This is a genomic window from Streptomyces mashuensis, from assembly GCF_014654785.1.
Lineage (GTDB): Bacteria > Actinomycetota > Actinomycetes > Streptomycetales > Streptomycetaceae > Streptomyces > Streptomyces mashuensis.
In genome coordinates this window covers 55,429-81,540 of record NZ_BNBD01000015.1, presented here as the reverse complement: position 1 = coordinate 81,540, position 26,112 = coordinate 55,429, and the positions used below count along the sequence as shown (strand labels likewise).

The window sequence follows — 26,112 nt, the reverse complement described above, 5'->3', positions numbered from 1 at the left end:
CCCATGACCCACGCACAAACCCAACCCGCCACCCCCGTCATCCCCCTCCCCCCACGCGCCGCCCACCTCACCACCCTCACCGGCGCCACCCTCACCCTCGCCACCACCTTCCTCGCCTGGACCTGGACCACCACCTTCCCCGGCAACCTCACCATCAACGGCTACCCCGGCGGCCTCCAAACCATCACCCTCACCGGCGCCACCCTCACCCTCCTCTACGCCACAACCGCCCTCGCACCCCCACGCCTCCAACGCCTCCTCGCCCCCGCCGGAACCACCCCGCCCACCCTCCTCCTCGCCCTCGGCACCTTCGCCGCCACCTGGTACACCCTCGCCGCCATCACCCTCGACCTCGGCGGCCTCGTCAACCTCGAACCCGGCGGCTACGCAGCCGGCGCCGCCTCCCTCCTCACCCTCACCGGCGCCCTCGCCCTACCGAACACCGCACCCACCACCACCGAGACCACCCGCCGCACCCCCTGGCAACGCCTCCGCCACAGCCTCACCCCCGGCCCCCCACCACCCCCACCCCGCACCCTCCCCACCTGGGCCGAGACCCTCACCATCGCCGCCGCCTTCGCCCTCGGCCTCCTGCTCCTCACCTACGGCATCGACACCGACTACGGCGAACTCTTCACCGGCTACCTCATCCTCACCGCCACCGGCCTCGCCGCCCTCCACCGCGCCGGACTCACCACCCGCCTCAACCACCTCACCACCAAACACCGCACCACCACCCTCACCGCCGCCTTCACCGCCGCCGCCTGCTTCCCCCTCACCCAGACCAACGACACCTACACCAACCTCGCCACCAGCATCCTCGTCTTCGCCACCGTCGCCCTCGGCCTCAACGTCGTCGTCGGCCTCGCCGGCCTCCTCGACCTCGGCTACGTCGCCTTCCTCGGCGTCGGCGCCTACACCGCCGCCCTCGTCTCCGGCTCCCCCGAATCCGCCCTCCACGCCCGCTTCCCCTTCTGGGCCGCCGTCCTCACCGGCATCGCCGCCTCCCTCCTCTTCGGCATCCTCATCGGCGCCCCCACCCTCCGCCTCCGCGGCGACTACCTCGCCATCGTCACCCTCGGCTTCGGCGAGATCTTCCGCATCACCATGACCAACCTCAACGGCAAAACCGGCCCCGACATCACCAACGGCGCCATGGGCATCCCCAACATCCCCGAACTCAACATCCTCGGCTTCAACTTCGGCACCACCCACCACCTCCTCGGCATCCCCATCGGCCGATTCGGCAACTACTACCTCCTCATGCTCCTCGCCACCCTCACCGTCGTCCTCGTCTTCCGCCGCGCCACCGACTCCCGCACCGGCCGCGCCTGGATCGCCATCCGCGAAGACGAAACCGCCGCCACCGCCATGGGCATCAACGCCTTCCGCCTCAAACTCCTCGCCTTCGCCCTCGGCGCCGCCCTCGCCGGCCTCGCCGGCACCATCCACGCCCACGTCATCACCACCGCCACCCCCGACCAGTACCAATTCGCCGGCACCGTCCCACCCAACTCCGCCTTCCTCCTCGCCGCCGTCATCCTCGGCGGCATGGGCACCATCACCGGCCCCCTCCTCGGCGCCGCCCTCCTCTACCTCATCCCGAGCAAACTCGACTTCATGCAGGACTACCAGCTCCTCCTCTTCGGACTCGCCCTCATCCTCCTCATGCGATTCCGCCCCGAAGGGCTCGTCGTCGACCGCCGCAAACAACTCGAATTCCACGAACCCGAGACCCCGACGGCGAAAGCACCCACGCCATGACCCCCAACCCCGCCCCACCCCTCCTCCACGCCACCGGCATCACCATGCGCTTCGGCGGCCTCACCGCCGTACGCGCCGTCGACCTCACCGTCCACCCCGACGAAATCCTCGGCCTCATCGGACCCAACGGCGCCGGAAAAACCACCCTCTTCAACTGCCTCACCGGCCTCTACACCCCCGACGAAGGCACCATCACCTACGCCGGCAAACCCCTCCCCACACGCCCCCACCTCGTCACCCGCATCGGAATCGCCCGCACCTTCCAGAACATCCGTCTCTTCCCCAACATGACCGTCCTCGAAAACGTCCTCGTCGGCCGCCACACCCGCACCCACGAAGGACTCCTCTCCGCCCTCCTCCGCACCCCCGCACACCACCGCGCCGAACACACTTCACGCCAACACGCCACCGAACTCCTCGAATTCACCGGCCTCACCCGGAAAAGCGACCACCTCGCCCGCAACCTCCCCTATGGCGAACAACGAAAACTCGAAATCGCCCGCGCCCTCGCCAGCGAACCCGGACTCCTCCTCCTGGACGAACCCACCGCCGGAATGAACCCCCAGGAAACCCGCGCCACCGAACACCTCGTCCACGCCATCCGCGCCCGCGGCACCGCCGTCCTCGTCATCGAGCACGACATGCGCTTCATCTTCAACCTCTGCGACCGCGTCGCCGTCCTCGTCCAAGGACAAAAACTCACCGAAGGCACCCCCACCACCGTCCAGGCCGACCCCCGCGTCATCGCCGCCTACCTCGGCACCCCGGAGGAAGACCCCCGATGACACCACCCCACGCCCCGCCCCTCCTCGAAGTCCACGACCTCCACGTCGCCTACGGAAAAATCGAAGCCGTCAAAGGCATCACCTTCACCGTCCACCCCGGCGAAGTCGTCACCCTCATCGGCACCAACGGCGCCGGAAAGACCACCACCCTCCGCGCCCTCTCCGGCCTCCTCCCCCCACGCTCCGGCACCATCCACTTCAACGGCCACACCCTCAACGGCACCCCCGCCCACCGCATCGTCGCCCTCGGCCTCGCCCACTCCCCCGAAGGCCGCCACATCTTCCCCCGCCTCACCATCACCGAAAACCTCCAGCTCGGCGCCTACCTCCGCAAGGACACCACCGCCGTCAACGACGACCTCCAGCGCGTCCACGCCCTCTTCCCCGTCCTCGCCGAACGCGCCCGCCAACCCGCCGGCACACTCTCCGGCGGCGAACAACAAATGCTCGCCATGGGCCGCGCCCTCATGTCCCGCCCCAAACTCCTCATGCTCGACGAACCGTCCATGGGACTCTCCCCGATCATGATGCGGAAAATCATGGACACCATCGCCGAACTCAAGGCCGCGGGAACGACGATCCTGCTCGTCGAACAGAACGCCCAGGCAGCACTCGCCCTCGCCGACCAGGCACACGTCATGGAGGTCGGCAGAATCGTCCTGTCGGGGACGGGGGCGCAACTCCTGCACGACACGTCGGTGAGAAAGGCATACCTGGGCGAGGACTAAGCGAAAACAAAAAAAGAAAAAGGGCCCGCACAATGCGAACCCTTTTCAAAAAACGGGGAAGACGGAGAAGAAGGGGAAGGAAAACTACTCCCCCTTACCGGCCTTCTTCTCCCGGTCGTCCTCGATGACCGCCTCAGCCACCTGCTGCATCGACATACGACGATCCATCGACGTCTTCTGGATCCACCGGAACGCCGCCGGCTCGGACAACCCGTACTGCGTCTGCAGAATGCTCTTCGCCCGGTCCACGAGCTTCCGCGTCTCCAGCCGCTGCGTGAGGTCCTCGACCTCCTTCTCCAGCGCCCGCAGCTCCGAGAACCGCGACACGGCCATCTCGATCGCCGGCACGACATCGCTCTTGCTGAACGGCTTCACGAGGTACGCCATGGCACCGGCGTCCCGAGCCCGCTCGACGAGGTCGCGCTGCGAGAAGGCGGTGAGCATGAGCACGGGCGCGATCGACTCACCGGCGATCCGCTCGGCGGCGGAGATCCCGTCCAGGACGGGCATCTTCACGTCGAGGATCACCAGGTCGGGCCGGTGCTCACGGGCCAGCTCCACGGCGGTCTCCCCGTCGCCGGCCTCGCCCACGACGGTGTAGCCCTCCTCCTCGAGCATCTCCTTGAGGTCGAGCCGGATGAGGGCCTCGTCCTCGGCGATCACGACGCGCGTGGTGTGGGGAGGGGTGTGCTGCGGCTCGTCGACGGCGGACGGCTGGGGCTCGGCGGCGCTCACGGGTCTCCTCGTTACGGACAGGGGTAGTGCCCCACGAGCCTACCTAGGTCCTGTATGTTTGAGGCACGAAGGTTGACCTCGCGACCTTCGTATCGTAGGCCCCGGTACTCCAACGGTTAGAGAGACGGTGCTCAAACCACCGACAGTGTGGGTTCGAATCCCACTCGGGGCACTCTGACCTTTGAATCCAAGGGCATCCAGAAAAGCGGAATCTCACCGTCGCGTGAATTTCCCTCATTCTCCTGGCGTGCCGCGAAGCAGTCACGCAGAGTGACTGCATGCAACTTCATGGCACTGACGTGCGACAGAAGGCTCTCGACCTGATCCAGTCCGGCGTCACCAACGCCGAGGTGGCCCGACGGCTGTCCGTCCCCGCCGGGACCGTCGGCTACTGGCTCCACCAAGAGCGAACGAGACGCGGATCTCTACCCGGAAAACCCAACCGACCCTGCCCACGGTGCGACGGCCGACCGCTGAACGAGGCTGCCTACTCCTACTTACTGGCCCTGTACCTGGGCGACGGCCACATCATCCAGTACTCGCAGCACCGAGTACCCAGCCTCATGATCACCTGCGGCGACAACTGGCCCGGTCTGATGGACTCCTGCGAGGCCGCCATGAAGGCCGTCTTCCCCGACAACTCCGTCTGTCGGGTGCGACGGACCGGCTGCCACAACGTGAAGGTCTACTCCAAGCACCTGCCGTGCGTCTTCCCACAGCACGGGCCCGGGAAGAAGCACGAACGAACCATCGCCCTGGAGCCCTGGCAGCAACGCATCGTGGACGCACACCCGTGGGGCTTCATACGCGGCCTCGTCCACTCCGACGGGTGCCGCATCACCAACTGGACGACCCGCATGGTCGGCGGTGAACGCAAGCGGTACGAGTACCCGCGCTACTTCTTCACCAACAAGTCCGAGGACCTCCTGCGACTCTGCGGCGAGACCCTCGACCGGGTCGGCGTGGAGTGGAAGGTGACCCGCCGCGGCACGAACCCCTACAACATCTCCATAGCCCGCCGCGACTCCGTCGCCCTCATGGACGCCCACATCGGCCCGAAGTGCTAGGCCGAGGCAGGCGTACGGGACAGCGCGGTGCGCAGCGCGAAGATGCCGAGCAGGCTGCCTGAGGCGAGTCGCTGGGCGGTCAGTGCGCGGGGCCGGGTGGCCAGGTATCCGGATACGCGTGCTGCGCCGAGCATGATGAGGGCGTTCACGGTGAGGCCGACGATGATCTGTATGCCGCCGAGTTGGAGGAGTTGGGCCCAGTCCGGGCCGGCGTGGGGGTTCATGAACTGGGGCAGGAGCGCGGCGTACATGAGGGCGATCTTGGGGTTGAGCAGGTTGGTGAGGAGGCCCATGGAGAAGAGGCGGGCGTCGGAGAGCGGGGGGAGGTTGTGGGCGGGGGTGAAGGGTGAGCGGCCGCCGGGCTTGAGCATGGTCCAGGCGAGGTGGGCGAGGTAGGCGGCGCCGGCGAGTTTGACGGCTGTGTACGCGAGGGGCACGGCGGCGAAGAGCGCGGAGAGGCCGGCGGCTGCGGCCAGGAGGTAGCAGAGGAATCCGGCGGCGGTTCCGCTGAGGCTGACGAGGCCTGCTCTGCGGCCTTGGGTGATGGCGCGGGAGGCGAGGTGGATCATGTTGGGTCCGGGGGTGAGGGCCATGCCCAGTTCGATCAGGGCCACTCCTCCCGCTGCGGCCGGGCTGATCATTGGTGGCTCCTGATCTTTAGCGGGGCGGCGCTGACATGGCCTGCGTCAGGATACGGCCCTTGTTGCCGGGTGTTCTGGCCGGCTGCGGGGCCCGTTGCCGGGCCCCGCGTTGTGGTGCCTACTTCCAGGGCTCGTTGAAGCCTCGCCCCGGTATCGGCTTGGCGATGAGCGCGATCGGGATGAAGAAGTTGACCTGCCCGATGGCGATCATCAGCGTTGCCAGTGCCTTCGGCTCGTAGTGCCGGGCGGCCTCCTCGTACAGCTCGTCCGGCACCCGCTCGCCCTGCACCGCGGGCTGGAGGACCGCTTCGACCAGGGCGAGCGCCGCCCGCTCCGCGTCCGTGAAGTAGGGCGCGTCCTTCCACGATGCGACGGCCGTGATGCGCTGCTCGGTCTCGCCGGCCTTCCGGAGGAAGTCGGTGTGGAGCACGGTCAGGTACGTGTTGCCGACGATCTGGCCGGCGCGGAGCTGGATGAGGCTGATGGTGGTGCGGGGGATGGTGCGGTTGCCGACGGCCTTGAAGAGGGCTGCCGAGACCTCCGCCAGTTCGGGGACGAGGGTGGTGGGGTCGTCGGTCATGCGGGGGCCGGTGGTGGTGGGCGTTGCCATGGGGGTCTCCGTCAGTGGTTCGTGGTTGCTGTCACTGCTCTGACGGATGGCGGCGCGGGTGTGTGACGGGTGGGTGCGGATTTTTTTCAGGTGGTGCGGAGGAGGTCGACGAGGCCGGCGAATTCTTCGTCGCCGTGGCCGTCGGCGACGCGGCGCTTCATGAGGTCGACGAAGGGGGCGAGGAGCTCGGTGCTGACGCCTTGGTCCTGGGCGGTGCGGAGGAGTGTGTCGGCGCCGGCCTGCATGGCGAGGTTGGAGACGACGTCCTTGGTGTAGTCGCCGGTGTCGAGCTGGTGGGCTGTTTTGGGGGCGGTGAAGGTCATGGCGGTGAGCCAGGAGGTGAGGAGGGGAGCGAAGTCCTGGGTGGGGATGTGGTCGGCGCGGAGGAGGGCGTAGGCGTGGGTGATGCCGGCGATCATGCCGTACATGCCGCTGAGGAGGGCGACGTCGTAGAGGGCGGCGTGGCCGGGGTTCTCGCCGAGGTAGGTGGTGGAGGCGGGGACGGCGAGGGTGCGCCAGTGCGTGTCGTAGAGGGGGCGGTTGCCGCTGTAGAGGACGTAGGCGCCGGTGTCGGGGTTTCCGATCATGGGGGGTACGGCCATGATGCCGCCGTCGAGGTAGCGGGCGCCGTGTTGTTCGGCCCAGGTGGCGCGGGTGCGGGCTTGGTCGGGGGTGCTGGTGGTGAGGTTGACGATGTCCTTGCCGGTGAGGTCGGTGCCGGTGAGGGTTTCTTCGACGCTGGCGTCGTCGAGGAGGCAGACGACGATGAGCTGGTTGGCGGCGATGGCGTCGGCGGGGGTGGGGGCGGCGGTGGCGCCGTGGGTGGTGAGGGCTTGGGCGCGGTGGGGGCTGCGGTTCCAGATGGTGAGGGGGTGACCGGCGGTGAGCCAGGTGTGGGCGAGGGCGGTGCCCATGGCGCCGAGGCCGAGGAGGGTGAGGGGCGTGGGGTTGGTGGTGGTCATGGCGTTTAGGCTGCGTTTGGCTCTGGGGTGGCGGCAAGTACGTACTTTGTTGTGGGTGGTTACCTCGGGGTGAGTGTGCTGGTCAGCGTTGGGGTGGGAGGTTGTTGCGATGGTGGTGCGGCGTCCGGGGTCGTATGTGTGTGGGTTGGATGCGGCGATGGATGTGGTGGGTGGGAAGTGGAAGGTGTTGATTTTGTGGGCGTTGGCGGAGCGGTCGTGCCGGTTCGGTGAGTTGCGGCGGTTGTTGCCGGGGGTCAGCGAGAAGGTGCTGGCGGCGCAGTTGCGGGAGTTGGAGGGGGATGGGGTGGTGGTGCGTGAGGTGTATGACGAGGTGCCGCCGCGGGTGGTGTATTCGTTGACGGAGGCGGGGGTGTTGTTGAACGGGGCGTTGGCGCCGTTGGGGGTGTGGGGGAAGGAGTTTGTGTTGCCTCGTTTGCGTGAGGTGGGGTAGGGGGTGGGGCCCGGGTTTCCGGGCCCTTTTTGTTTGGGCCGGTGTCTATTTCGGTCCGGTGTTCATGTGGGTTCGCCGATGTGGTGGACGCGGACGAGGTTGGTGGTACCGGGGGTGCCGGGTGGTGAGCCGGCGGTGATGATGACGGTGTCGCCGGGGTGGCAGCGGCCGATGTGGAGGAGGTGTTCGTCGACTTGTCGGACCATGGCGTCGGTGGTTTGGACCATGGGGCCGAGGTAGGTGGTGACGCCCCAGGTGAGGGTGAGTTGGTTGCGGGTGGCGGGGTCGGGGGTGAAGGCGAGGAGGGGGATGGGTGAGCGGTAGCGGGAGAGGCGTCGTGCGGTGTCACCGGATTGGGTGAAGGCGACGAGGTAGTCGGCGTGGAGGAAGTCGCCCATTTCGGCGGCTGCGCGGGCGACGGCGCCGCCTTGGGTGCGGGGTTTGGTGCGTTCGCTGAGGGGTGGGAGGCCGGCGGCGAGGAGGTCGTGTTCGGCTGCGGCGAGGATGCGGTCCATGGTGCGGACGGTTTCGACGGGGTGTTTGCCGATGCTGGTTTCGCCGCTGAGCATGACGGCGTCGGTGCCGTCGAGGACGGCGTTGGCGACGTCGGAGGCTTCGGCTCGGGTGGGGCGGGGTGCGTCGATCATCGAGTCGAGCATTTGGGTGGCGACGATGACGGGTTTGGCGTTGCGGCGGGCGAGTTTGATGGCGCGCTTCTGGACGATGGGGACGGTTTCGAGGGGCATTTCGACGCCGAGGTCGCCGCGGGCGATCATGATGCCGTCGAATGCGGCGACGATGTCGTCGAGGTTCTGGACGGCCTGGGGTTTTTCGATTTTTGCGATGACGGGGAGGCGGCGGCCTTCTTCGTCCATGATGCGGTGGACGTCGGTGATGTCGTGGGCGGAGCGGACGAAGGAGAGGGCGATGATGTCGGCTCCGGTGCGGAGGGCCCAGCGGAGGTCTTCGGCGTCCTTGTCGGAGAGAGCGGGGACGGAGACGGCGACGCCGGGGAGGTTGAGTCCTTTGTGGTCGGAGATCATGCCGCCGTCGATGACGAGGGTTTTGATGCGGGGTCCGTGGATTTCGAGGACCTGGAGGGTGACGCGGCCGTCGTCGACGAGGATGTGTTCGCCTGGGGTGACGTCGGTGGCGAGTCCTTTGTAGGTGGTTCCGCAGTGGTGGCGGTCGCCTTCGGTGTCGTTGACGGTGATGGTGAATTCGTCGCCGGGTTCGAGGAGTACGGGGCCTTCGCGGAAGTGGCCCAGGCGGATCTTCGGGCCTTGAAGGTCGGCGAGTACGCCGATGCTGCGGCCGGTTTCGTCGGCGGCCTTGCGGACGCGCTGGTAGCGGGTTTCGTGGTCGGCGTAGGTGCCGTGGCTGAGGTTGAGGCGGGCCACGTCCATGCCGGCGTCCACGAGTGCCTTGATCTGCTCGTACGAGTCGGTGGCGGGCCCCAGGGTGCAGACGATTTTTGCTCGGCGCATGGCACGACCATAGGGCTTACCGGTGGGTAGAGAATTGGCGTGGCGGGTCTCTCCAACGTCCTTCCGGTAAAGGCTTGTTGACACTTATTGAAACGTGCGGAGGGGTGCTCTGATGAGCGCTCCGGCGGGGGGCGTGCGGGTGTCGTGCGGGGCGGTCAGAGCTTGGGCGGGGTCATGGTGAACCGTGCGTTGACGTGGGCGTGGACGGTTTGGCGTCGGGGGCTGAGGTCGAGGGTGGGGGTGGTGCTCCCGTGGGTGCCGCCGGCTGCGTGGTCGTCGGCGAAGCCGGCGGTGCGGAAGGCGGTGGGGTGTGGTGCGGGGTGGGGGCCGTGGGTGGGGGTGGGGTGGTCGGCGGCGGTGTCGGCGAGTTCGACGAGGGCGGTGAGGTGGGAGCCGAGGGCGGCGGCGTATTCGCGGGCGCGGCGGAGGGCGTCGTGGACGGCTTCCTGGCGGGCGCGGGTGTGGGCGGGGGAGTCGGGGCGGAGGCTCCACCAGGGGCCGTCGATGCTGGTGAGTTCGAGTCGGGCGAGGTGGTCGGTGAGGTCGGGGAGGGCGGTGAAGTCGGTGAGGGTGGCGGTGAGGTGGATGTGGCCGTGGTAAGCGCGGATGCGTTCGGTGCGGCTGTTGGTGGTGAGTTCGGGGGTGAGGGTGAGGTGGCTGGTTTCGGTGTGGTGGAGGGCGTTGCCGTAGCGGGTGAGGAGTTGCTGGACGGCGTGGTGGCGGCGGGTGAGGTCGTCGAGGGTGGTGTGGCGGTCGGTGCCGCGGGCGGTGATGCCGATGCCGAGGTGGGCGAGGTCGGGGTCGGTTTCGAGGTGGGCTTCGCCGCGTACGGCGATGCGGGGGGTGTCGGGGGTTCCGTAGGGCTGGGGTGTGGTCATGGCCCCAGGGTGGCAGGGCGTGGGGTGGTGGGGTGCGGGGGTGACGGGGATCGCACGGGTGCGAGGTGTCGGTGGGTGTGGTGGGCGGGCCAGAATCTACGCGCGTTGGCCGCAGGGTGTGGTCGCGCGGGTGAGGGGAGAGGTGCGGATATGCCGCTCAACCGTAGGAATTTTCTGGGGCGTACGGCCGTGACGGGCGCTGGTGTGGCGTTGGCGGGTGCGGTGGGTGCCGCGCCGGCGGAGGCACAGTCCCTCGCGCAGGAGGCGTCGCCGGGGCGGGGTGGGAAGGACACCCGGAAGCGGTACGCGTTCACGGTGATGGGGACGACGGACCTGCATGGCAATGTCTTCAACTGGGACTATTTCACGGATGCGGAGTTCGACGACAAGGCGCACAACGATGTGGGCCTGGCGAAGATCTCGACGCTGGTGAACCAGGTCCGGAAGGAGAAGGGCCGGGGCAATACGCTGCTGATCGACGCGGGTGACACGATTCAGGGCACTCAGCTGGCGTATTACTACGCGCGGGTCGACCCGATCACGAAGGCGCACGGTCCGGTGCATCCGATGGCGCGGGCGATGAATGCGATCGGCTATGACGCGGCGGCGCTGGGGAACCACGAGTTCAATTACGGTATTCCGACGCTGCGGAAGTTCGAGGAGCAGTGCCGTTTCCCGTTGCTGGGGGCGAATGCGCTGGATGCGCGGACGTTGCGGCCGGCGTTCCGTCCGTATGTGATCAAGCGGGTGTGTACGCCGCACGGGCGGGATGTGCGGGTGGCGGTGCTGGGGTTGACGAATCCGGGGATCGCGGTCTGGGACAAGGCGAATGTGCAGGGGAAGATGGTGTTCCCGGGCCTTGAGGAGCAGGCGGCGAAGTGGGTGCCGAAGCTGCGGTCGATGGGTGCGGACGTGGTGATCGTGGCTGCGCATTCGGGGTCGAGTGGTACGTCGTCGTACGGTGATGCGGTGCCGTATGTGGAGAATGCGGCGGCGTTGGTGGCGGAGCAGGTGCCGGGGATCGATGCGATTCTGGTGGGTCATGCGCACACGGAGATTCCCGAGTACCGGGTGGTGAACAAGGAGACGGGCCGGCAGGTGGTGTTGTCGGAGCCGTTGAAGTGGGGGCAGCGGCTGACGCTGTTCGACTTCGGTGTGGTGTGGGAGCGCGGCCGCTGGCTGGTGGAGTCGGTGGGTGCGAAGGTGCTGAATTCGAATGCGGTGCCGGAGGATCCGCGGATCACGGGGATGCTGCGCGCGGAGCACCGGAAGGTCGTGGCGTATGTGAATCAGGTGATCGGTACGTCGTCGGCGGCGATGAGTGCGGCCGAGGCTCCGGTGAAGGACACGCCGGTGATCGACTTCATCAATCATGTGCAGGCGGAGACGGTGCGGGCGGCGTTGAAGGGGACGGCGTACGCGTCGTTGCCGGTGTTGTCGCAGGCGTCGTGCTTCTCGCGGACGGCTGGGGTACCGGCGGGGAAGGTGACGATCCGCGAGGTGGCGGGGCTGTATCCGTTCGAGAACACGCTGGAGGCGCGTGTGCTGACGGGTGCGCAGCTGCGGGAGTACCTGGAGTTCTCGGCGCGGTATTACGTGCGGACGCCGTCGGGTGCGCCGGTGGATCCGGCGAGGCTGACGAATGCGGAGAGCATTCCGGATTACAACTATGACGTGGTGAGCGGCCTCTCGTACGAGATCGACATTGCGAAGGCGCCGGGTTCGCGGATCGTGAACCTGACGTTCGACGGGAAGCCGCTGGTGGATTCCGCTGAATTCGTCCTGGCGGTGAACAACTACCGGGCGAGCGGTGGCGGGGGTTTCCCGCATGTGGCGCGCGCGAAGCAGGTGTGGGCGAATTCGGAGGAGATTCGTAACACGATCATCGGGTGGGTGAAGGGTCAGGGGGCGATCGACGTGTCGCGGTTTGCGTCAGTGGACTGGAAGCTGACGCGGGATGGTGTGCCGGTGTTCTGATCCGGTGGTGAGGTGCTGGGGCCGCGACTGGGGTCGTGGCTCCAGGCCGAAGGTGGTGAAGGCGGTGCGCTGGGGCAGGGGGTAGACGGTGCGGCCGGTGACGGCGTTGAGGATGACGGCGCTGCGCCAGGCGGCGAGGCCGAGGTCGGGGGTGCCGACGCCGTGGGTGTGGGTTTCGGCGTTCTGGACGTGGATGGCGCCCTTGACGGAGGGGTCGAGGACGAGTCGGTGGTGTTCGTCGATGCGGGGGCGGCCGTTGGAGTCGCGGCGGATGTAGGGGTCGAGGGCGGCGAGGAGGGTGTCGACGCGGCGTTCGCGGTAGCCGGTGGCGAGGACGACGGCGTCGGTGGTGAGGCGGGAGCGGGTGCCTTGCTGGATGTGTTCGAGGTGGAGTTCGACGCGGGTGGTGCCGACGCGGCCGGCGGTGCGGACGAAGACTCCGGGGGTGAGGGTGGCGTCGGGCCAGCCGCCGTCGAGGCTGCGCCGGTAGAGCTCGTCGTGGATGTCGGCGATGGTGTGGGCGTCGATGCCCTGGTGGAGCTGCCATTGCTGGGGCAGGAGCTGGTCGCGGACGGGTTCGGGGAGGGTGCGGAAGTAGTGGGTGTAGTCGGGGGTGAAGTGTTCGAGGCCGAGCTTGCTGTACTCCATGGGGGCGAAGGCGGGGCTGCGGGCGATCCAGTGGAGTTTTTCGCGGCCGGTGGGGCGGTGGCGGAGGAGGTCGAGGAAGACTTCGGCGCCGGACTGTCCTGAGCCGACGACGGTGATGTGTTCGGCTTCGAGGAGGGTGGGGCGGTGCTGGAGGTAGTCGGCGGCGTGGATGACGGGGACGTTGTCGGCTTCGGCGAGGGGCCGTAGGGGTTCGGGGACGTAGGGCGCGGTGCCGACGCCGAGGACGATGTTGCGGGTGTAGGCGCGGCCGAGGGCGTCGGCTTCGCCGTCGGGGTCGAGCTGGGTGTAGTCGATTTCGAAGAGGACGCGTTCGGGGTTCCAGCGGACGGCGTCGATGTGGTGGTTGAAGTGGAGGCCGGTGAGGCGGGTGCTGACCCAGCGGCAGTACGCGTCGTATTCGGCGCGGTGGATGTGGTGGCGCTCGGAGAAGTAGAAGGGGTAGAGGCGCTCTCGGCTCTTGAGGTAGTTGAGGAAGGTCCAGGGGCTGGTGGGGTCGGCGAGGGTGACGAGGTCGGCGAGGTAGGGGACCTGGAGGGTGGTGCCGTCGATGAGGAGGCCGGGGTGCCACTGGAAGGTGGGGTTCTGGTCGTAGAAGGCGATGCGGAGGTCGTCGACGGGGTGGGCGAGGGCGGCCAGGGAGAGGTTGAACGGCCCGATGCCGATGCCGGCGAGGTCGAGGGGCTGGTCGGGGGCGGAGGCAGGTGGGGTGGGGTGCGTCATGGGGTGGGCTGGCCTTCCGCGAGGGTGACGAGGGTGAGCAGGTGGTGGAGGTCGTCGGGGGTGGCGGGGCCGCCGGCGGGGAGGGGGCCGCGGCGGGCGGTGGCGCCGCGGGTGAGGGCGGTGGCGGGCGGGGGCACCTCCCGGTGGTGGCGGGGGGCGGTGCGGGCCGTGGGCGGCGCGGACATGGGTGTGCCCCCTTCGTCGGTGTCCGTGGTGTGTGGCGGGTCCGGGCCTGCGCCGACGGCTCAAGCTACCGGCTGTACACGTGGTGTGACCGGGGGTGGAAGAGGTTTCGCCCGATGGTGGTACCGGGGCCGTACGGTGCTGGTACGGCTCGGGTACGGGCCGGGTTCGCGGGGCGGGGGCGGGCTCCGGCGTGGGCGGCGCGTGTGTGCCGGCGTGCGGTGGTTGCGGGGTGGGGGTCGGGAGAAGGGGGTGCGGTGAAGTACCCTGCACACCATGGCCATGAACCTTGCTCTCGACGTCGGACCCCTCAAGCCCGACCTGGCGCCGCTCGTGCTGGGCCTGGTGCTGTTCTTCATCGTCTTCGGCCTGATGGCGAAGGTGATCCTGCCCCGTATCAACAAGGTCCTCGTGGAGCGCGAGAAGGCCACGGACGGGCGGCTGGACGAGGCGGACGAGATCCGCGCCGAGGCGGCGCGTGTCCACGCCGAGTACCAGGAGCTGCTGGCGGGTGCGCGGCACGAGGCGGCGCGTCTGCGTCAGGAGGCCGTCGAGCAGGGCACGGCGATCGTCGCGGAGCTGCGGGCCGAGGGTCAGCGGCAGCGCGAGGAGATCATTTCCGCGGGTCACGCGGTGATCGACGCGGAGCGCGCGGTGGCCGAGGCTGAGCTGCGCGAGCAGGTCGGTGCGCTGGCGACCGAGCTGGCGGGCAAGATCGTCGGTGAGTCGATGGCGGAGTACGCGCGCGAGAGCGGCGTGGTCGACCGTTTCCTGGACGAGCTGCGGACGGAGTCGGCGGCGCGCGAGGCGCGCGACTGACGTCAGACGGCGCCATGGGCTGAAGGAGCCCGCACCCCGGCCGGGGTGCGGGCTCCTTGCTGTTCGGCTTCCTGTGCGGTCCGGCCTGTGTCGTCCGGCTCCTTTGTCGTCCGGCTTGCTTTGTCGTCCGGTTTCAGTCGGCGGTTTCGCTGCCGCGCCAGATGTTGTCGAAGGCGGCGCGTTCGATGCTGCGTCGTTGCCGTTCGGCGGCCAGTTCGGTGACGGCGTCGTCGACCGCGGCGAGGACGGTGTCCACCGCGTCGTCGTCCGTGGCGGGGGTGGGGGCGGTGGGATCTGTGGCGTGGAGGCCGACGGCCGTGGCGAGGGCGGTGAGGACGGGTTCGTTCGCCTCCCGTCGCTGTTGGGCCTGCCGGCGGCCGGGTGAGTCGGTGAGGACGGGCCGGTCGTCGTGGCGGGGCAGCCAGCGGTGGTGCTCCCGGGTGAGCTGCCCGTCCTCCTCCAGCGCGGCCAGGTAGGCCGGGGCCAGGCCGCGGCCCCGGCGCCACAGCCAGTCGGCGACGGGCTCGTGGGGCGTCCCCCGGGCCAGCTCCTGCGCGGCCCGGGCCAGCAGGCGGTCGGCGGGGGCGGGGCCGGGCGGGGCGGGCACGATGCGGTCGCCGTCCAGCGTGAGGGCCCCGGCCGCCAGCAGATCGATCAATTCGGCTCCGGCCAGGCCCAGGGAGAGCTCGCCCTGCCCCGTGGGGCGGCCGGGCGTCATGTCCAGGGCGGTGATCATCAGGTCCCGCGGTGTGGTGGTCATGAGGGCTCCCCCATCAGGGCATGGGCGGGCAGCGGGGCCTACCGGCCTGCGTCCCTCTTCGAGCGTAAGGAGCCGCGGGCGCGGTCGCACGCCATGGCTCTACGCTCCCGCCGCGGTGTGGGCGCTGCGGACGGTGAGGGCGCGGCGGAGGTCGGCGAGCTGGTCGGCGAGGTGCCGGCGGAGGGCCGGGGTGGGGGTGGCGTCGCGGAGGCAGGTCTCGCCGAGGGTGAGGGTGTCCTGGTCGACGTAGGGGTGGGGGAAGCCGGGGCCGGCTGCTGCGGCGGCGAGGGCGGGGCCGCGGCGGGTGGCGAGGGCCGGGGCGTCGGTGAACCAGCGGTCGCGGTAGGGGCGGCACAGGTCGTGGTGCTCGGGCTGCCAGAAGCCGCGGGCGGTGGCGGTGAAGAGGTAGTTGGAGAGCTGGTCGCCGTCGTAGAGGGTGCGCCAGGCGGTTTCCTTGGCGGCCGGGTCGGGCAGGGCGGCGCGGCAACGTGCGGCGCCTTCCTGGCCGGTGGCGCTGGGGTCGCGGGCCAGTTCGGCGTCGATGTCGGCGGGGGTGGTGGCGCCGAGGACGGCGAGCCGGGCGAGGATGCGCCAGCGCAGGTCGGGGTCGAGGGCGGGGCCGTCGGGGACGGTGCCGGCGTCGAGCCAGGCGCGGAGGGTGCCGGGGGTGGTGGCGCTGTCGACGAGGGTGCGGACGGCGGTGAGGCGCAGGCCGTGGGTGCTGTCGCCGGAGCGTGTGCGGGTGCGGTCGAGGAGGTCGTGGCAGAGGTCGGTGAGGGTGGCGAGGGCCTGGGGGCGGTCGGCGGGGTGGAGGTAGCGGTCGGCGATGTGGGTGCGGGCGAAGGGCAGCACGCCTTCGGCGATCGCGGAGTCGGTTTCCTGGGGCAGGTGGGTGCGGGCGGCTTCGAGGAAGGCGGTGGGGGCCAGTTCGCCGTCGCGGACCATGTCGCGGGCGGCGTTCCACAGCACGGCCCGGCTGAGCGGGTCGGGCACGGCGGAGAGGGCAGTGAGCGTGGTGGTCCAGGAGGCGGGGTCGAGGCGGATCTTGGTGTAGGTGAGGTCGCCGTCGTTGAGGAGGACGAGGTCGGGGCGGTGGCCGGGGAGGACCTTGACGGTGTCGCCCTGGGGGACGTCCAGCTCGAACCGGTCGCGGAGCACGAGCCGGGCGGGGTCCGCGGGGTCGCGGTCGTAGGCGCCGACGGCGATGCGGTGCGGACGGTTGCCGGCCTGGTCGACGGTGAGGTGCCAGTAGCCCTCGGCTTCGCCGGTCACTGCGGTGAGGGTGTCGACGCCGCTGGTGCGGAGCCAGATGTCGGCCCAGGCGTGGATGTCGCGGTCGGTGTGGCGGGCCAGGGAGTCGACGAAGTCGGCGAGGGTGGCGTTGCCGAAGCGGTGGCGGGTGAAGTGGTCGTTGATGCCGGCGAGGAAGTCCTTCTCGCCGAGCCAGGCGACGAGCTGGCGGAGGGCGGAGGCGCCCTTGGCGTAGGAGATGCCGTCGAAGTTCTGCAGGGCGGAGGCGGTGTCGAGGACGTCTCCGGGTGCGGGTGCGACGGGGTGGGTGGAGGGGCGCTGGTCGGCGTCGTAGCCCCAGGGTTTGCGGTCGGTGCCGAACTCGGTCCAGCAGCCGGTGAAGGCGGTGGCCCCGGCGAGGACGTGGTAGCCCATGAATTCGGCGAAGGACTCGTTGAGCCAGATGTCGTCCCACCACTGGAGGGTGACGAGGTCGCCGAACCACATGTGGGCCATTTCGTGGGCGATGACGACGCCGCGGGTCTGGCGTTCGGTGGCGGTGACGGCGGAGCGGAAGACGTATTCGTCGCGGAAGGTGACGAGGCCGGGGTTCTCCATGGCGCCGGCGTTGAATTCGGGGACGAACGCCTGGTCGTAGGAGTCGAAGGGGTACGGCTCGTCGAAGATCTCGTGGAAGCGGTCGAAGCAGCGGCGCGTGATGTCGAGGATCTCGTCGGCGTCGGCGTCGAGGTGGGGGGCGAGGGAGCGGCGGCAGTGGAGGGCGAAGGGGATGCCGGCGTGCTCGGTGCGCACGCTGTGCCAGGGGCCGGCGGCGAAGGCCACGAAGTAGGTGCTCAGGGGCTGGCTGGTGGCGAGCTGCCAGCGGCCTTCGGCGGGCGGGCCGACGCGGGTGGCGACGGTGTTGCCGAGGACGGTCCACTCGGGGGGTGCGGTGACGGTGGCGTCGTAGCGGGCCTTGAGGTCGGGCTGGTCGAAGGCGGCGAAGACGCGCTGTACGTCGTCCATGAACATCTGGGTGTAGACGTAGGCGAGGCCGTCGGCGGGGTCGGTGAAGCGGTGCATGCCCTCGCCGGTGTGCGAGTAGCGCATGTCCGTCTCGACGCGGAGCTCGTGCTCGCCGGGGGTGAGGGTGAGGGGGAGCCGGTTGTCCTGCAGCGTGGCGGGGTCGAGGGGGTGGCCGTCGAGGGTGGCGTGGTGCAGGGTGGCGGGCTTGAGCTCGAGGAAGGTGGCGCCGGCGTGGCGGGCGGTGAAGCGGATCGTGGTGGTGGATCCGAAGAGTGCGTCGCCGCGGGTGAGGTCGAGGTCGACGGTGTAGTGGTGGACGTCGAGCAGCCGGGCTCGGCTCTGGGCTTCTTCGCGCGTCAGTACGGGCATGGGGTCAGCTTGCCCGATCACCGGTGGTGGGCCCACGGGTTTTCGTGCGGCTCCGGGGAAGATCAGGGTTGCCGGGCCCGTCGCCCCTCGGTGGGGTCGAGGGGCGGGGTGCCGTGGCCGGTCGTGGGGCGGGGTGCCGGGTTTCCGGCGGGTCGGGCGCGGGTGTCGGGGTCGGGTGCGGGTCAGGCGCGGGCGATGGTCTCGTGGTGGCGGATGACCTCGGCGATGATGAAGTTCAGGAACTTTTCGGCGAAGGCCGGGTCGAGCTTGGCGTTCTCGGCCAGCTCGCGGAGCCGGGCGATCTGGCGGGCCTCGCGGGCGGGGTCGGCGGGGGGCATCTGGTGGGCGGCCTTGAGGTGGCCGACCTGCTGGGTGCACTTGAAGCGTTCGGCGAGCATGTGGATCACCGCCGCGTCGATGTTGTCGATGCTGTCGCGCAGCCGGGTCAGCTCGGCGCGTACGGACTCGTCGAGGGTGTTGCTGCTGTTGTTCGTCTCCACTCTTCCGACCCTATGCGGAAGAACGGGAGGCGATGACCGGCGGGTGCTCCGGATCGGGGACGTGGTGGCTCCAGCCGCCGGGGACGGCGCGCAGCCGGCGCTGCCGGTAGCGGACGGGGGCGGTGCCGACGCGGCGGGTGAAGAGGCGGCTGAAGTAGGCGGGGTCGGTGTAGCCGACGCGGCGGGCGACGGCGGCGACGGGCAGGTCGGTGGCGGCGAGGAGTTCCTTGGCGCGGCCCAGCCGGATGCCCAGCAGGTAGTCCTTGGGGCCGCAGCCGGCGCCGCGGCGGACGGCGTCGCGCAGCTCGGCGGGGGTCATGCCGTGGCGGGCGGCGTGCTGGGCGACGGACAGCGGCAGGAAGGCGTCGCGGGCGAGGGCGCGCAGGACGGGGTCGGCGGGGGTGGTGCCGTCGGCGCGGGCGTGGCGGAGGGCGACGAGGAGTTCATGGACGGCGGCGGAGGTCTCGACCTCCAGGAGGGGGTTGTCGTGGTGAGCGGCGCGGGCGATGCGGGTGACGGCGGCGCGGGCGGCGGTGGTGTCGGTGAGGGGGACGACGGGCCGGCGGGGCTGGATGTAGCCGAGTTCGGTGTAGGCGGCGACGGCGCTGCCGGTGAAGTCGACGAAGCTTTCGTCCCAGCCGGTGGCGGGGTCGGCGGCGTAGTGGTGGGGTACGCCGGGCAGGAGCCAGAGGAGGGCGGGTGCGGTGACGGGGAGGGTGGTGCCGTCGGGGGTGCGGTACCAGCCGGTGCCGGCGCTGATGACGACGGCGACGTGGTGGTCGAGGGTGCGGGGGCCCACGGTGGGCAGGGCGCCGTACTGGAGGCCGACGCCGAGGCAGACGAGGCCGAGGCGGTGGTGGACGGGCCGGGGGCTGAAGTACCGCATCCAGGTGTGATACATGCGCGTCCGCCTTCCGCCGGGCTCCGCCTGTGGGCCGTTCGGGCCGCTCTGCCGGGGCCGATCTTCTTGCATGGCGGTGCGCCCCGCCAGAGGGCGGAGGGGTGGGGGGACGGGATGCGGGTGGTTTCCCCGTCCCGCTGGTCACCGGCCGATGACGGTGGCCAACGGGACGGAACCCCGTGCCTGTCTATTGCCCGACTGGCAGCACGGTGAAGCCGTCCAGGCAGAACTCGGCAGTCCCGCTGTCCCCCACCTTCCGCAGTCCCACCCACGCCTCACCCGTGTCCGGGGCGGTGAACTCGTAGGTGTGGGTGGCGGGGGCGGTGGCGGCGGGCAGGGGGGTGCGGAGGAGTTCGCGGGGTGCGGGTTCGTCGACGGCCGTCACCCATGCGTACTGTCCGGCCTGCTCGCACAGGTAGCGGAAGGTGACGCGGTAGCGGTGGCCGGGGAGGAACCGGACGGTGTGGGGGACGGTGCGGTGGACGAGTCCGGGGTGTTCGCCGCGTGATTTCAGGGACTGGGTGCCGTCGACGACGTCGTCGACGGCCTTGCCGTTCCATCCGCGGCGGGTGTAGGGGGCGTGCAGCTGGGCGATGTGGGTGCGGGGGTCGTTGGTGCCGCCGGCGTCGCCCTTGACGAAGGGGCCCCATCCCTGGGGGACGTGTTCGAAGTCCTCGTGGACGAGGGCGCCGGGTGCGGTGCTGCGCCGGCCGGGGACGACGCGTACGGCGTCGAAGCGGACGCGGGCGCTGCCTGCTTCGGCGGTGAGGGACAGGGTGGCGGGGCCGCCGCCGTGGGGGATGGTGAACCAGGTGAACAGGCGCTGGAAGCGGGTGCCGTGCTTGCGGTCGGCGGCGATGTGGTTGACGGCGGTGGAGGTGTCGGTCCAGTTGGTGGCGGTGACGCCGTCGGCGGTGCGGACGGTGAGGGCGGCGCGGCGCCGCTCCCCCGCTGTGGCGCCGACCTCGACCTGGACGGAGGCGGCGTAGGTGCCGGGGCGGAGCCGGGCGAGGCGCTGACTGACGCGGGCGGCGGGTCCGGGGCCGATGACGAGTTCCCAGTCGCCGAGGGGGTTGCGGACGGTGCGGGCGGGTCCGGTGACGTGCCAGGCGTCGAGGGTGCCGGAGAGGAAGTGGGGATCCCGTAAGGGGGTGCCCTCGCCCCAGTGGGGGTCGGTGGGTGGGCGGCGGGAGGTGGGGCGGGTGACGACGTAGGGCTGTGCGGGGTCGGCGGTGAGCGTGATCCGGCCGTTCCGTACGGGGACGGGGGTGGGGTCGGTGCGGCCCTGATCGGTGAGGCGGTGGAGGGTGACGGTGCGGAGGCGGGCCCAGCCGCGGGGCAGGGTCCAGGTGGTGGTGCCGCCGTGCGGGTTGTGGTGGTAGAGGCGGTCGGGATCGGTGGCGCGGCGGGGTTCCCAGGGCAGCAGGTAGGTGTCGCCGGTGAGGACGAGGCGGCCGTCGGTGGTGATGCGGCGGGTGCCGGTGGCGTCGGAGACGACGGTGCGGGTGGGGCCTTCGAAGGTGATCTCGTGGTCGGTCCAGGTGCGGATGGGGTGGGCCTGGAGGTATTTGGCGGGGAGGTTGTGGGTCCAGACGGTCCGGAGGAAGGCGTTCCAGTCGGTTTTGCCCTGCCAGCCCTCGAAGCCGCCGAGCCGGGCGGTGCCGAGGAGGGGCCATTTGTCGGCGAAGACGTCCTTCTGGTGGTGGCGGATGAAACGGATGAGGCGGGAGTTGATGCCGCGGGAGGTGTCGGGCCCGTAGTCGGTCTCGACGGCCCAGTGGGCCCAGAGGCTGGAGCGTTCCAGGCCGTGGCCCCATTCGGTGGTGATGTTCCAGCCTTGGGCGCGCAGTTCGCGCTGGAGGCGGTCGGAGGTCCAGCCGGATTCCCGGAAGACGTCGATGTAGAGGGTGTCGAGGGCGGGGTCGGTCTCCCGGCGCAGCTGCCGGAAGCGGCGGACGACGTCGCCGGAGAGCAGGTCGCGGCGGGCGTCGATGCGGTAGGACTGGTCGAGCCAGTCCCACTGCTTGTTGCGCGGGTCGACGAGGCGGTCGGTGAAGGTGCGGGCCACCGGGTACGCCTCGGTGGTGTTGACGTGCACGGCGAAGTCGCTGTTCCAGCGCTTGCCGGTGCGCAGCAGTGTGTTGAGGTCGGTGAGGCCGCCGGCGCGGGTGTTGTGGTTGCCGCCGTAGTCGGGGTGGGCGGAGTCGTGGCCCTCGGACTGGTAGCCCTTGAGGAGCGTGAACTGGCGTAGCCCGTCGGTGGCGAGGTGGATGCGCTTGACGTGGTCGAGGACGGTCAGGAACGGGTTGGTGGCCTGGCTGGCGAAGTTGAACGCGATGTGGGGGACGACCCGGAGGTGCTGGGTGGTGGCGCCGGGCGGGTCGGTCATGATGTCGCGCAGGGCGATGGCGGCGTCCTGCCAGTCGGTGCGGCCGTCGCCGTTGCGGTCGCGGGTGAGGACGACGGTGGCGCGGGGCAGGGGCTCGGTGTCGTGGTGGGCGGCGCCGGCGGCACGGTGGGTCCACTGGCCGCAGCCCAGGCGGGCGGTGACGTGGGGGGCGCGGCGTACGGTGTGCCGCCAGAACCGGCCGTTCTCCCAGGTCTCGGTGGGGCCGGGCCGGTCGTGGACGCTGTTGGTCTCGACGGCGGCGGCGAGCCGGTCGGTGCTGACGACGGCGTAGGCGCAGCCGGTGGGTGCCGGCTCGGCGGGGGTGTCGTGGGTGACGTGCAGCAGGGTGTCGCCGCTGCGGGCGGCGTCGAGCTGGATGCGGGCGGCGTACAGGGTGGCGCCGGGCTGGTCGCTGCGGACGGACAGCAGGGCGAGGCCGGGGATCTCCAGGGTGCCGACGGGCAGGGCGGGGGTGTCGGTGATGCGGGTGACATGCCAGTGCACGTGCCAGTGGTCGGCGTGGATCTCGACGTCGAGGGCGGTGGCGGGGCCGAGGCGGAGGGTGTAGCGGGCGCGGTCGGCGGTGGTGGTGCAGGTGACGTGGGGGGTGTGTGGCCGGCCGTCGACGAGGAGGGTGGTGACGGGTTCGTCCTGGCCGTGGAGGACGGCGCCGGTGGCGCGGTCGGTGTAGGTGAGGATGCGGGGGAAGGCGCGGTCGACGCGGACGTCGAGGGCGGTGGAGCGCAGCACGGCGGTGCCGGTGGTGGGTGGTGCGGCTGCTGCGTCGGCGGGCGGGGTGGTGGCCGGTGTGCCGAGGGCCAGGCCGGTGAGGGCGGTGGTGACGACGGCCCGTCGGCTCGGGCCCTGGTGTGGGTGGCTCACGGGGTCACCCTGGGCCGGGTGGGGCGCCGGTGACCATGGACAAAGGGGGGCGGGGAGTTGGACGGAAGTGCGGGGGCCGCGCCCGTGGGCCGGCCGGGCCGGGAAATGGCTCAATCGGCACTCTCCCGCTATGGCACTGCGTGCCACTAGCGTGCCTCGGCGCGGGGGTCACGTCACTCTGTTCAAGGGACTCGGTCACCATGGGTTACTACGTGATCAGGGCTGTGCTGGTGCCGATGCTGCGGTGGGTGTTCCGGCCGCGGCTGGAAGGGCTGGAACGCATACCGGACGCGGGTGCGGCGATCATCGCCGGGAACCATCTGTCGTTCATGGACCACTTCATGCTGCCGGTCGTGATGAAGCGGCGGATCACTTTCCTGGCCAAGCACGAGTACTTCACCGGGCCGGGTCTCAAGGGCCGGCTGACGGCGGCGTTCTTCCGGGCGACCGGCGCCATCCCGGTGGACCGGTCGGGCAAGGAGGCGGCGCAGGCCGCCGTGGACACGGCGCTGCGCGTGCTGGGCGAGGGCGAGCTGCTCGGCATCTACCCGGAGGGCACGCGCTCCCCGGACGGGCGGCTGTACAAGGGCAAGGTGGGTGTGGCGATGATGGCACTGCGTTCCGGGGCGCCGGTGCTGCCCTGCGCCATGATCGGCACGTTCGAGGCCCAGCCGCGGGGCTGCCGGCTGCCCCGCCTGACGCCCATCACGGTGCGGGTGGGCGAGCCGATGGACTTCTCGCGGTACGCGGGGATGCAGGACGATCCCGCGGTGCTGCGCGCGGTCACCGACGAGATCATGTACGCCATCCTCAAGCTGTCGGGGCAGGAGTACGTGGACGTGTACGCGCCGCGCGGGCGGGCGGCATTGCAGGCGGCGCCGGAGCCGGCGGCCGGTGTTGCCGTTCCGGGTACGGTTGCGGGTGCGGGGCCGGAGGAGCGGCGGGCGGCGTGAACGCCTCCACCCCTTACCGGAGTTCCCCCTTCCAGCCCTGGTAACTCCCTTACGGGAAAGACCCGATGGGAATCGTGGTGCGGGAACCGTAGGGTCGTACGCATGAACACAGGTGTGAACCCCACGTGGACGGGACGTGCGTCGCGCACGTCACGTATGCCTCTGCTGTCGCGTACGGGCGGGGCGCGGGCGCGGCGCTGGACGGCGGCGGCGTCGGCCGTCGTCGTCGCCGCGCTGGCGGCGGCGCCCGCCGTCGCGGCGGGGCCGGCGCCGGCGGGGACGGGGGCCGCGGAATCCTGGCGGGGCACGCTGGTCTCCGCCCCCGCCCCGGCCGGCTCCCTCGACCGGGAAGCGGTCGGGAAGCAGCTGAGCGGGGCCGGGATCGACACCTCGTCCGTGGCGTACGGCACCCGGGCCTACCGCCTCACCTACCGCACGATCACGCCGCAGGGCCGGCCGACGACCGCGACCGGGCTGTTCCTGCTGCCGCAGGACGACGGCAGGCGCCGGCTCGGCCTGGTCGCGGACGAGCACGGCACCACGGCGTGGCGCGAGAACGCCCCGTCGGGCGAGCAGGGCGAGCGGCTCGGCCCCCTGGTGCAGGCGTCGGCGGGGCGGGCCGTGGCCGCTCCCGACTACCTGGGGCTTGGCGGCGGCCCGGGCCTTCACCCGTACATGGACACGGCCTCCTCCGTCAGCGCCTCCCTCGACATGCTGCGGGCCTCGCGCGCGGCGGCGCGGCTGCTGCACCGCGAGCTGACGGGGGACGTCTATGCGACGGGCTTCTCCCAGGGCGGGCAGGTGGCGATGGCGCTGGCCCGGGCGGTGCAGGGCGGTGCCGACCGGCACTTCCGGCTGCGGGCGGTGGCCCCGGTCTCCGGCCCCTACGACTTGGAGCACGCGGAGCTGCCGGGCCTCCTCGACGGCCGGGTGCAGGACGGTAGCGCCGTGTTCTACCTCTCCTACTTCCTCACCGCGCAGAACCGGCTGCACCCGATCTACAAGGACCCCGCCGAGGTCTTCCGGCAGCCCTACGCGAGCAAGGTGGAGAAGCTCTTCGACACCCGGCACGACGAGGAGGAGATCGCCAAGCACCTGCCGGCCACGGTCGGGGAGCTCGTCACGGACGACTTCCGTGCCCGCCTCCAGCACCCCTCCGGCGGACTGCTCGACGCGCTCCGCGCACAGGACGGCAACTGCGACTGGAAGCCTCGCGTCCCGGTGCGGCTGGACACCGCCCGCGGCGACCGGGACGTTCCCATCGCCAACTCGCAGATATGCGCGCGGGACTTCGCTCGCCACGGAGTGAAGGCCACGGTCGTCGACCACGGCGCGGTGAACCACTTCGGGGCGTTCCGCGCGGGGGCACCGCAGATAGCCCGCTGGTTCGACGCAGTCGAACGCCGCTAGCAGCACCGCGCGGCCCGATGGGGCATCATGCCCGCATGATCGCCACCTTGCAGGCCACCGTCATCGACTGTCCCGACCCGCTGAGCCTGGCGCGGTTCTACTCCGCGATCCTCGGCTGGCGTGTCGTCACCGAGGAGGACGACCCCTCATGGGTGTGGCTCACCGGCTCCGGCCCGGGGCAGCGCATCGCCTTCCAGGGCGTGCCCGGCCACCGGCCGCCGCGCTGGCCCGACCCGGAGCATCCGCAGCAGATGCACCTGGACTTCGAGGTGGACACGCTGGAGGACGTCGAGCGGGCGCAGCGCGAGGTGGAGGCGCTGGGTGCGACGTTCCGGTACGACAGTGGTGGCCCCACCCGCGGGTTCCGGGTGTTCGTCGACCCGGCGGGTCACCCCTTCTGCCTCTGCTACGGGCAGCCCGGCACGCCCTGACGCCGGCGGGCCGTCACCCTGCCGGGGTCGGTCCGCCCAGGGCGGCGGCCGCCTCGCGCAAGGCCTCGCCCGCCCCGCCCACCAGGGGGGCGCCATGACCGAAACAGGCGGTGTCCACGTGGAGGGTGGCCTGGCGGAGGAAGGACGCCACGGCCCGGGGGCGGTCGACGTGGAAGACGCTCGGGGAGATGCCGCCCATGTTGGCGATGGTGTCGCCGGTGAAGAGGACGCCGGAGCGGGTGAGGTGCAGGGCGATGCTGCCGGCCGTGTGGCCGGGCACCTCGACGACCCGGACCTCCTCGTCCCAGTCGAGGACGTCCCCCTCCCCCAGCTCGCGGTCCACCCGGCAGGGGCGCACGGGGGTGCGGGGCGGGATGCCGATGCGGGCGTGGACTTCCTCGTAGAGCGGGACCTCCCACTCCTCGAGGACCGGGGGCGGCTCGGGGACGTCGCCGCGGATGACGGGGGCGTCGGCGGCGCCCGCGAGGACGCGGGCGCCGGTGGCGTCGGCCAGGTCGGCGGCCGAGCCGGCGTGGTCGAGGTGGGAGTGCGTGAGCACGATGTCGCGGACGTCGCGCGGGCCCGCGCCCAGGCCGGCCAGGGCGTCGAGGACGTCCCCGGCGTGGGCGGGCAGGCCGGTGTCCACCAGCATCCAGCCGTGGGCGCGCCGCAGGACGTACGCCTGGCCCGCCGCGAACGTCAACATCCATATGCCGGGCGTGACTTCGTCCACGCCCACGCGGGGGCCGGTCCCGTGACCGGTTCGGTGATCAGTCATGGCGTCA

At 70.7% G+C, this 26,112-nt stretch carries 24 protein-coding genes and 1 tRNA gene; 11 read left to right on the top strand and 14 right to left on the bottom strand.

Annotated elements, in window-relative coordinates; genetic code table 11:
* Nucleotides 1-3 precede the first annotated feature (3 nt).
* The 3 genes from IE305_RS27230 to IE305_RS27220 are packed head-to-tail and all read left to right on the top strand — an operon-like array spanning nt 4 to nt 3,277.
* Nucleotides 4-1,764 carry a branched-chain amino acid ABC transporter permease gene (locus tag IE305_RS27230; protein WP_190132426.1) on the top strand — a complete coding sequence of 587 codons (1,761 nt, stop codon included), beginning with the start codon at nt 4-6 and terminating at the stop codon, nt 1,762-1,764.
* Nucleotides 1,761-2,549 (top strand): ABC transporter ATP-binding protein, encoded by a 789-nt coding sequence (locus IE305_RS27225; protein WP_190132425.1) that lies wholly within the window; start codon nt 1,761-1,763, stop codon nt 2,547-2,549. The genes IE305_RS27230 and IE305_RS27225 overlap by 4 nt, the downstream gene beginning before the upstream one ends.
* A complete protein-coding gene (locus IE305_RS27220) occupies nt 2,546-3,277 on the top strand; it encodes an ABC transporter ATP-binding protein (RefSeq protein WP_190132424.1) in 732 nt (243 codons plus the stop codon). Before IE305_RS27225 ends, IE305_RS27220 begins: the two co-directional genes overlap by 4 nt.
* Nucleotides 3,278-3,361: 84 nt before the next feature.
* Here IE305_RS27220 and IE305_RS27215 read toward each other — a convergent pair whose 3' ends face one another.
* Nucleotides 3,362-4,012 carry an ANTAR domain-containing response regulator gene (locus IE305_RS27215; RefSeq protein ID WP_190132423.1) on the bottom strand — a complete coding sequence of 217 codons (651 nt, stop codon included), beginning with the start codon at nt 4,010-4,012 and terminating at the stop codon, nt 3,362-3,364.
* Nucleotides 4,013-4,110: 98 nt separating this feature from the next.
* Between IE305_RS27215 and IE305_RS27210 the strand changes: the two genes are divergently transcribed.
* Nucleotides 4,111-4,184 (top strand) — tRNA-Leu (locus tag IE305_RS27210).
* A gap of 106 nt (nt 4,185-4,290) precedes the next feature.
* Nucleotides 4,291-5,079, top strand: coding sequence for a helix-turn-helix domain-containing protein (locus IE305_RS27205; protein WP_190132422.1), 789 nt, complete (start codon nt 4,291-4,293; stop codon nt 5,077-5,079).
* Here IE305_RS27205 and IE305_RS27200 read toward each other — a convergent pair.
* The 3 genes from IE305_RS27200 to IE305_RS27190 form a co-directional block, all read right to left on the bottom strand.
* Nucleotides 5,076-5,720, bottom strand: a complete 645-nt coding sequence (locus IE305_RS27200; protein ID WP_190132421.1) for a LysE family translocator — start codon at nt 5,718-5,720, stop codon at nt 5,076-5,078. The genes IE305_RS27205 and IE305_RS27200 overlap by 4 nt on opposite strands.
* Before the next feature lie 118 nt (nt 5,721-5,838).
* The gene (locus IE305_RS27195) at nt 5,839-6,330 is read right to left on the bottom strand and encodes a carboxymuconolactone decarboxylase family protein (protein WP_190132420.1); all 492 of its coding nucleotides are present in this window, start codon (nt 6,328-6,330) and stop codon (nt 5,839-5,841) included.
* Between the two features lie 86 nt (nt 6,331-6,416).
* A complete protein-coding gene (locus IE305_RS27190; protein WP_190132419.1) occupies nt 6,417-7,292 on the bottom strand; it encodes an NAD(P)-dependent oxidoreductase in 876 nt (291 codons plus the stop codon).
* A gap of 157 nt (nt 7,293-7,449) precedes the next feature.
* On the opposite strand from IE305_RS27190, the gene IE305_RS27185 reads away from it, so the two are divergent.
* The gene (locus IE305_RS27185; RefSeq protein ID WP_308440279.1) at nt 7,450-7,743 is read left to right on the top strand and encodes a winged helix-turn-helix transcriptional regulator; all 294 of its coding nucleotides are present in this window, start codon (nt 7,450-7,452) and stop codon (nt 7,741-7,743) included.
* A 62-nt stretch (nt 7,744-7,805) separates the two neighbouring features.
* Here the strand turns inward: IE305_RS27185 and pyk are convergent, their stop codons facing one another.
* A complete protein-coding gene (gene pyk / locus IE305_RS27180) occupies nt 7,806-9,230 on the bottom strand; it encodes a pyruvate kinase (protein WP_190132417.1) in 1,425 nt (474 codons plus the stop codon).
* A gap of 155 nt (nt 9,231-9,385) precedes the next feature.
* A complete protein-coding gene (locus IE305_RS27175) occupies nt 9,386-10,108 on the bottom strand; it encodes an SIMPL domain-containing protein (RefSeq protein ID WP_190132416.1) in 723 nt (240 codons plus the stop codon).
* A gap of 150 nt (nt 10,109-10,258) precedes the next feature.
* Here IE305_RS27175 and IE305_RS27170 point away from each other — a divergent pair, with 150 nt between their 5' ends.
* The gene (locus tag IE305_RS27170) at nt 10,259-12,085 is read left to right on the top strand and encodes a bifunctional metallophosphatase/5'-nucleotidase (RefSeq protein WP_190132415.1); all 1,827 of its coding nucleotides are present in this window, start codon (nt 10,259-10,261) and stop codon (nt 12,083-12,085) included.
* Here the strand turns inward: IE305_RS27170 and IE305_RS27165 are convergent.
* Entirely contained in the window at nt 12,041-13,474 is a 1,434-nt protein-coding gene (locus IE305_RS27165; protein WP_190132414.1) for a lysine N(6)-hydroxylase/L-ornithine N(5)-oxygenase family protein, read from the bottom strand. The genes IE305_RS27170 and IE305_RS27165 overlap by 45 nt on opposite strands.
* Entirely contained in the window at nt 13,471-13,659 is a 189-nt protein-coding gene (locus IE305_RS27160; protein WP_190132413.1) for a hypothetical protein, read from the bottom strand. The genes IE305_RS27165 and IE305_RS27160 overlap by 4 nt, the downstream gene beginning before the upstream one ends.
* Before the next feature lie 274 nt (nt 13,660-13,933).
* Here IE305_RS27160 and IE305_RS27155 point away from each other — a divergent pair, with 274 nt between their 5' ends.
* Nucleotides 13,934-14,476: a F0F1 ATP synthase subunit B gene (locus tag IE305_RS27155; protein ID WP_190132412.1), complete on the top strand. Its 543-nt coding sequence runs from the start codon at nt 13,934-13,936 to the stop codon at nt 14,474-14,476.
* A 133-nt stretch (nt 14,477-14,609) separates the two neighbouring features.
* Here IE305_RS27155 and IE305_RS27150 read toward each other — a convergent pair whose 3' ends face one another.
* The 5 genes from IE305_RS27150 to IE305_RS27130 form a co-directional block, all read right to left on the bottom strand.
* On the bottom strand, nt 14,610-15,236 hold the full coding sequence (locus tag IE305_RS27150; RefSeq protein ID WP_190132411.1) for a GOLPH3/VPS74 family protein: 627 nt from the start codon (nt 15,234-15,236) through the stop codon (nt 14,610-14,612).
* 99 nt (nt 15,237-15,335) lie between these two features.
* Complete coding sequence (pepN, locus tag IE305_RS27145; RefSeq protein WP_190132410.1) at nt 15,336-17,861, bottom strand: aminopeptidase N; 2,526 nt, start codon at nt 17,859-17,861, stop codon at nt 15,336-15,338.
* 182 nt (nt 17,862-18,043) lie between these two features.
* Nucleotides 18,044-18,361, bottom strand: a complete 318-nt coding sequence (locus tag IE305_RS27140) for a chorismate mutase (RefSeq protein WP_190132409.1) — start codon at nt 18,359-18,361, stop codon at nt 18,044-18,046.
* Between the two features lie 10 nt (nt 18,362-18,371).
* Entirely contained in the window at nt 18,372-19,262 is an 891-nt protein-coding gene (locus tag IE305_RS27135; protein WP_190132408.1) for a helix-turn-helix domain-containing protein, read from the bottom strand.
* A gap of 187 nt (nt 19,263-19,449) precedes the next feature.
* Nucleotides 19,450-22,533 carry an endo-alpha-N-acetylgalactosaminidase family protein gene (locus tag IE305_RS27130; protein WP_190132407.1) on the bottom strand — a complete coding sequence of 1,028 codons (3,084 nt, stop codon included), beginning with the start codon at nt 22,531-22,533 and terminating at the stop codon, nt 19,450-19,452.
* A gap of 200 nt (nt 22,534-22,733) precedes the next feature.
* Here IE305_RS27130 and IE305_RS27125 point away from each other — a divergent pair, with 200 nt between their 5' ends.
* The 3 genes from IE305_RS27125 to IE305_RS27115 all read left to right on the top strand — a co-directional run bounded on the left by IE305_RS27125 (nt 22,734) and on the right by IE305_RS27115 (nt 25,327).
* Nucleotides 22,734-23,486 carry a lysophospholipid acyltransferase family protein gene (locus tag IE305_RS27125; protein WP_190132406.1) on the top strand — a complete coding sequence of 251 codons (753 nt, stop codon included), beginning with the start codon at nt 22,734-22,736 and terminating at the stop codon, nt 23,484-23,486.
* Between the two features lie 156 nt (nt 23,487-23,642).
* Nucleotides 23,643-24,896, top strand: coding sequence for an alpha/beta fold hydrolase family protein (locus IE305_RS27120; RefSeq protein ID WP_190132405.1), 1,254 nt, complete (start codon nt 23,643-23,645; stop codon nt 24,894-24,896).
* 35 nt (nt 24,897-24,931) lie between these two features.
* The gene (locus IE305_RS27115; protein ID WP_190132404.1) at nt 24,932-25,327 is read left to right on the top strand and encodes a VOC family protein; all 396 of its coding nucleotides are present in this window, start codon (nt 24,932-24,934) and stop codon (nt 25,325-25,327) included.
* A 13-nt stretch (nt 25,328-25,340) separates the two neighbouring features.
* On the opposite strand, the gene IE305_RS27110 is transcribed toward IE305_RS27115, so the two are convergent.
* Nucleotides 25,341-26,105, bottom strand: coding sequence for an MBL fold metallo-hydrolase (locus tag IE305_RS27110; RefSeq protein WP_229891589.1), 765 nt, complete (start codon nt 26,103-26,105; stop codon nt 25,341-25,343).
* Between the last annotated feature and the right edge of the window lie 7 nt (nt 26,106-26,112).

Excerpts from the sequence above, each read along its gene's own strand:
- IE305_RS27230 (WP_190132426.1), top strand. The coding sequence starts at position 4 with ATGACCCACGCACAAACCCAACCCGCCACCCCCGTCATCCCCCTCCCC.
- IE305_RS27225 (WP_190132425.1), top strand. The coding sequence starts at position 1,761 with ATGACCCCCAACCCCGCCCCACCCCTCCTCCACGCCACCGGCATCACC.
- IE305_RS27220 (WP_190132424.1), top strand. The coding sequence starts at position 2,546 with ATGACACCACCCCACGCCCCGCCCCTCCTCGAAGTCCACGACCTCCAC.
- IE305_RS27205 (WP_190132422.1), top strand. The coding sequence starts at position 4,291 with ATGCAACTTCATGGCACTGACGTGCGACAGAAGGCTCTCGACCTGATC.
- IE305_RS27200 (WP_190132421.1), bottom strand. The coding sequence starts at position 5,720 with ATGATCAGCCCGGCCGCAGCGGGAGGAGTGGCCCTGATCGAACTGGGC.
- IE305_RS27195 (WP_190132420.1), bottom strand. The coding sequence starts at position 6,330 with ATGGCAACGCCCACCACCACCGGCCCCCGCATGACCGACGACCCCACC.
- IE305_RS27190 (WP_190132419.1), bottom strand. The coding sequence starts at position 7,292 with ATGACCACCACCAACCCCACGCCCCTCACCCTCCTCGGCCTCGGCGCC.
- IE305_RS27185 (WP_308440279.1), top strand. The coding sequence starts at position 7,450 with ATGGATGTGGTGGGTGGGAAGTGGAAGGTGTTGATTTTGTGGGCGTTG.
- pyk (WP_190132417.1), bottom strand. The coding sequence starts at position 9,230 with ATGCGCCGAGCAAAAATCGTCTGCACCCTGGGGCCCGCCACCGACTCG.
- IE305_RS27175 (WP_190132416.1), bottom strand. The coding sequence starts at position 10,108 with ATGACCACACCCCAGCCCTACGGAACCCCCGACACCCCCCGCATCGCC.
- IE305_RS27170 (WP_190132415.1), top strand. The coding sequence starts at position 10,259 with ATGCCGCTCAACCGTAGGAATTTTCTGGGGCGTACGGCCGTGACGGGC.
- IE305_RS27165 (WP_190132414.1), bottom strand. The coding sequence starts at position 13,474 with ATGACGCACCCCACCCCACCTGCCTCCGCCCCCGACCAGCCCCTCGAC.
- IE305_RS27160 (WP_190132413.1), bottom strand. The coding sequence starts at position 13,659 with ATGTCCGCGCCGCCCACGGCCCGCACCGCCCCCCGCCACCACCGGGAG.
- IE305_RS27155 (WP_190132412.1), top strand. The coding sequence starts at position 13,934 with ATGGCCATGAACCTTGCTCTCGACGTCGGACCCCTCAAGCCCGACCTG.
- IE305_RS27150 (WP_190132411.1), bottom strand. The coding sequence starts at position 15,236 with ATGACCACCACACCGCGGGACCTGATGATCACCGCCCTGGACATGACG.
- pepN (WP_190132410.1), bottom strand. The coding sequence starts at position 17,861 with ATGCCCGTACTGACGCGCGAAGAAGCCCAGAGCCGAGCCCGGCTGCTC.
- IE305_RS27135 (WP_190132408.1), bottom strand. The coding sequence starts at position 19,262 with ATGTATCACACCTGGATGCGGTACTTCAGCCCCCGGCCCGTCCACCAC.
- IE305_RS27125 (WP_190132406.1), top strand. The coding sequence starts at position 22,734 with ATGGGTTACTACGTGATCAGGGCTGTGCTGGTGCCGATGCTGCGGTGG.
- IE305_RS27120 (WP_190132405.1), top strand. The coding sequence starts at position 23,643 with ATGCCTCTGCTGTCGCGTACGGGCGGGGCGCGGGCGCGGCGCTGGACG.
- IE305_RS27115 (WP_190132404.1), top strand. The coding sequence starts at position 24,932 with ATGATCGCCACCTTGCAGGCCACCGTCATCGACTGTCCCGACCCGCTG.
- IE305_RS27110 (WP_229891589.1), bottom strand. The coding sequence starts at position 26,105 with ATGACTGATCACCGAACCGGTCACGGGACCGGCCCCCGCGTGGGCGTG.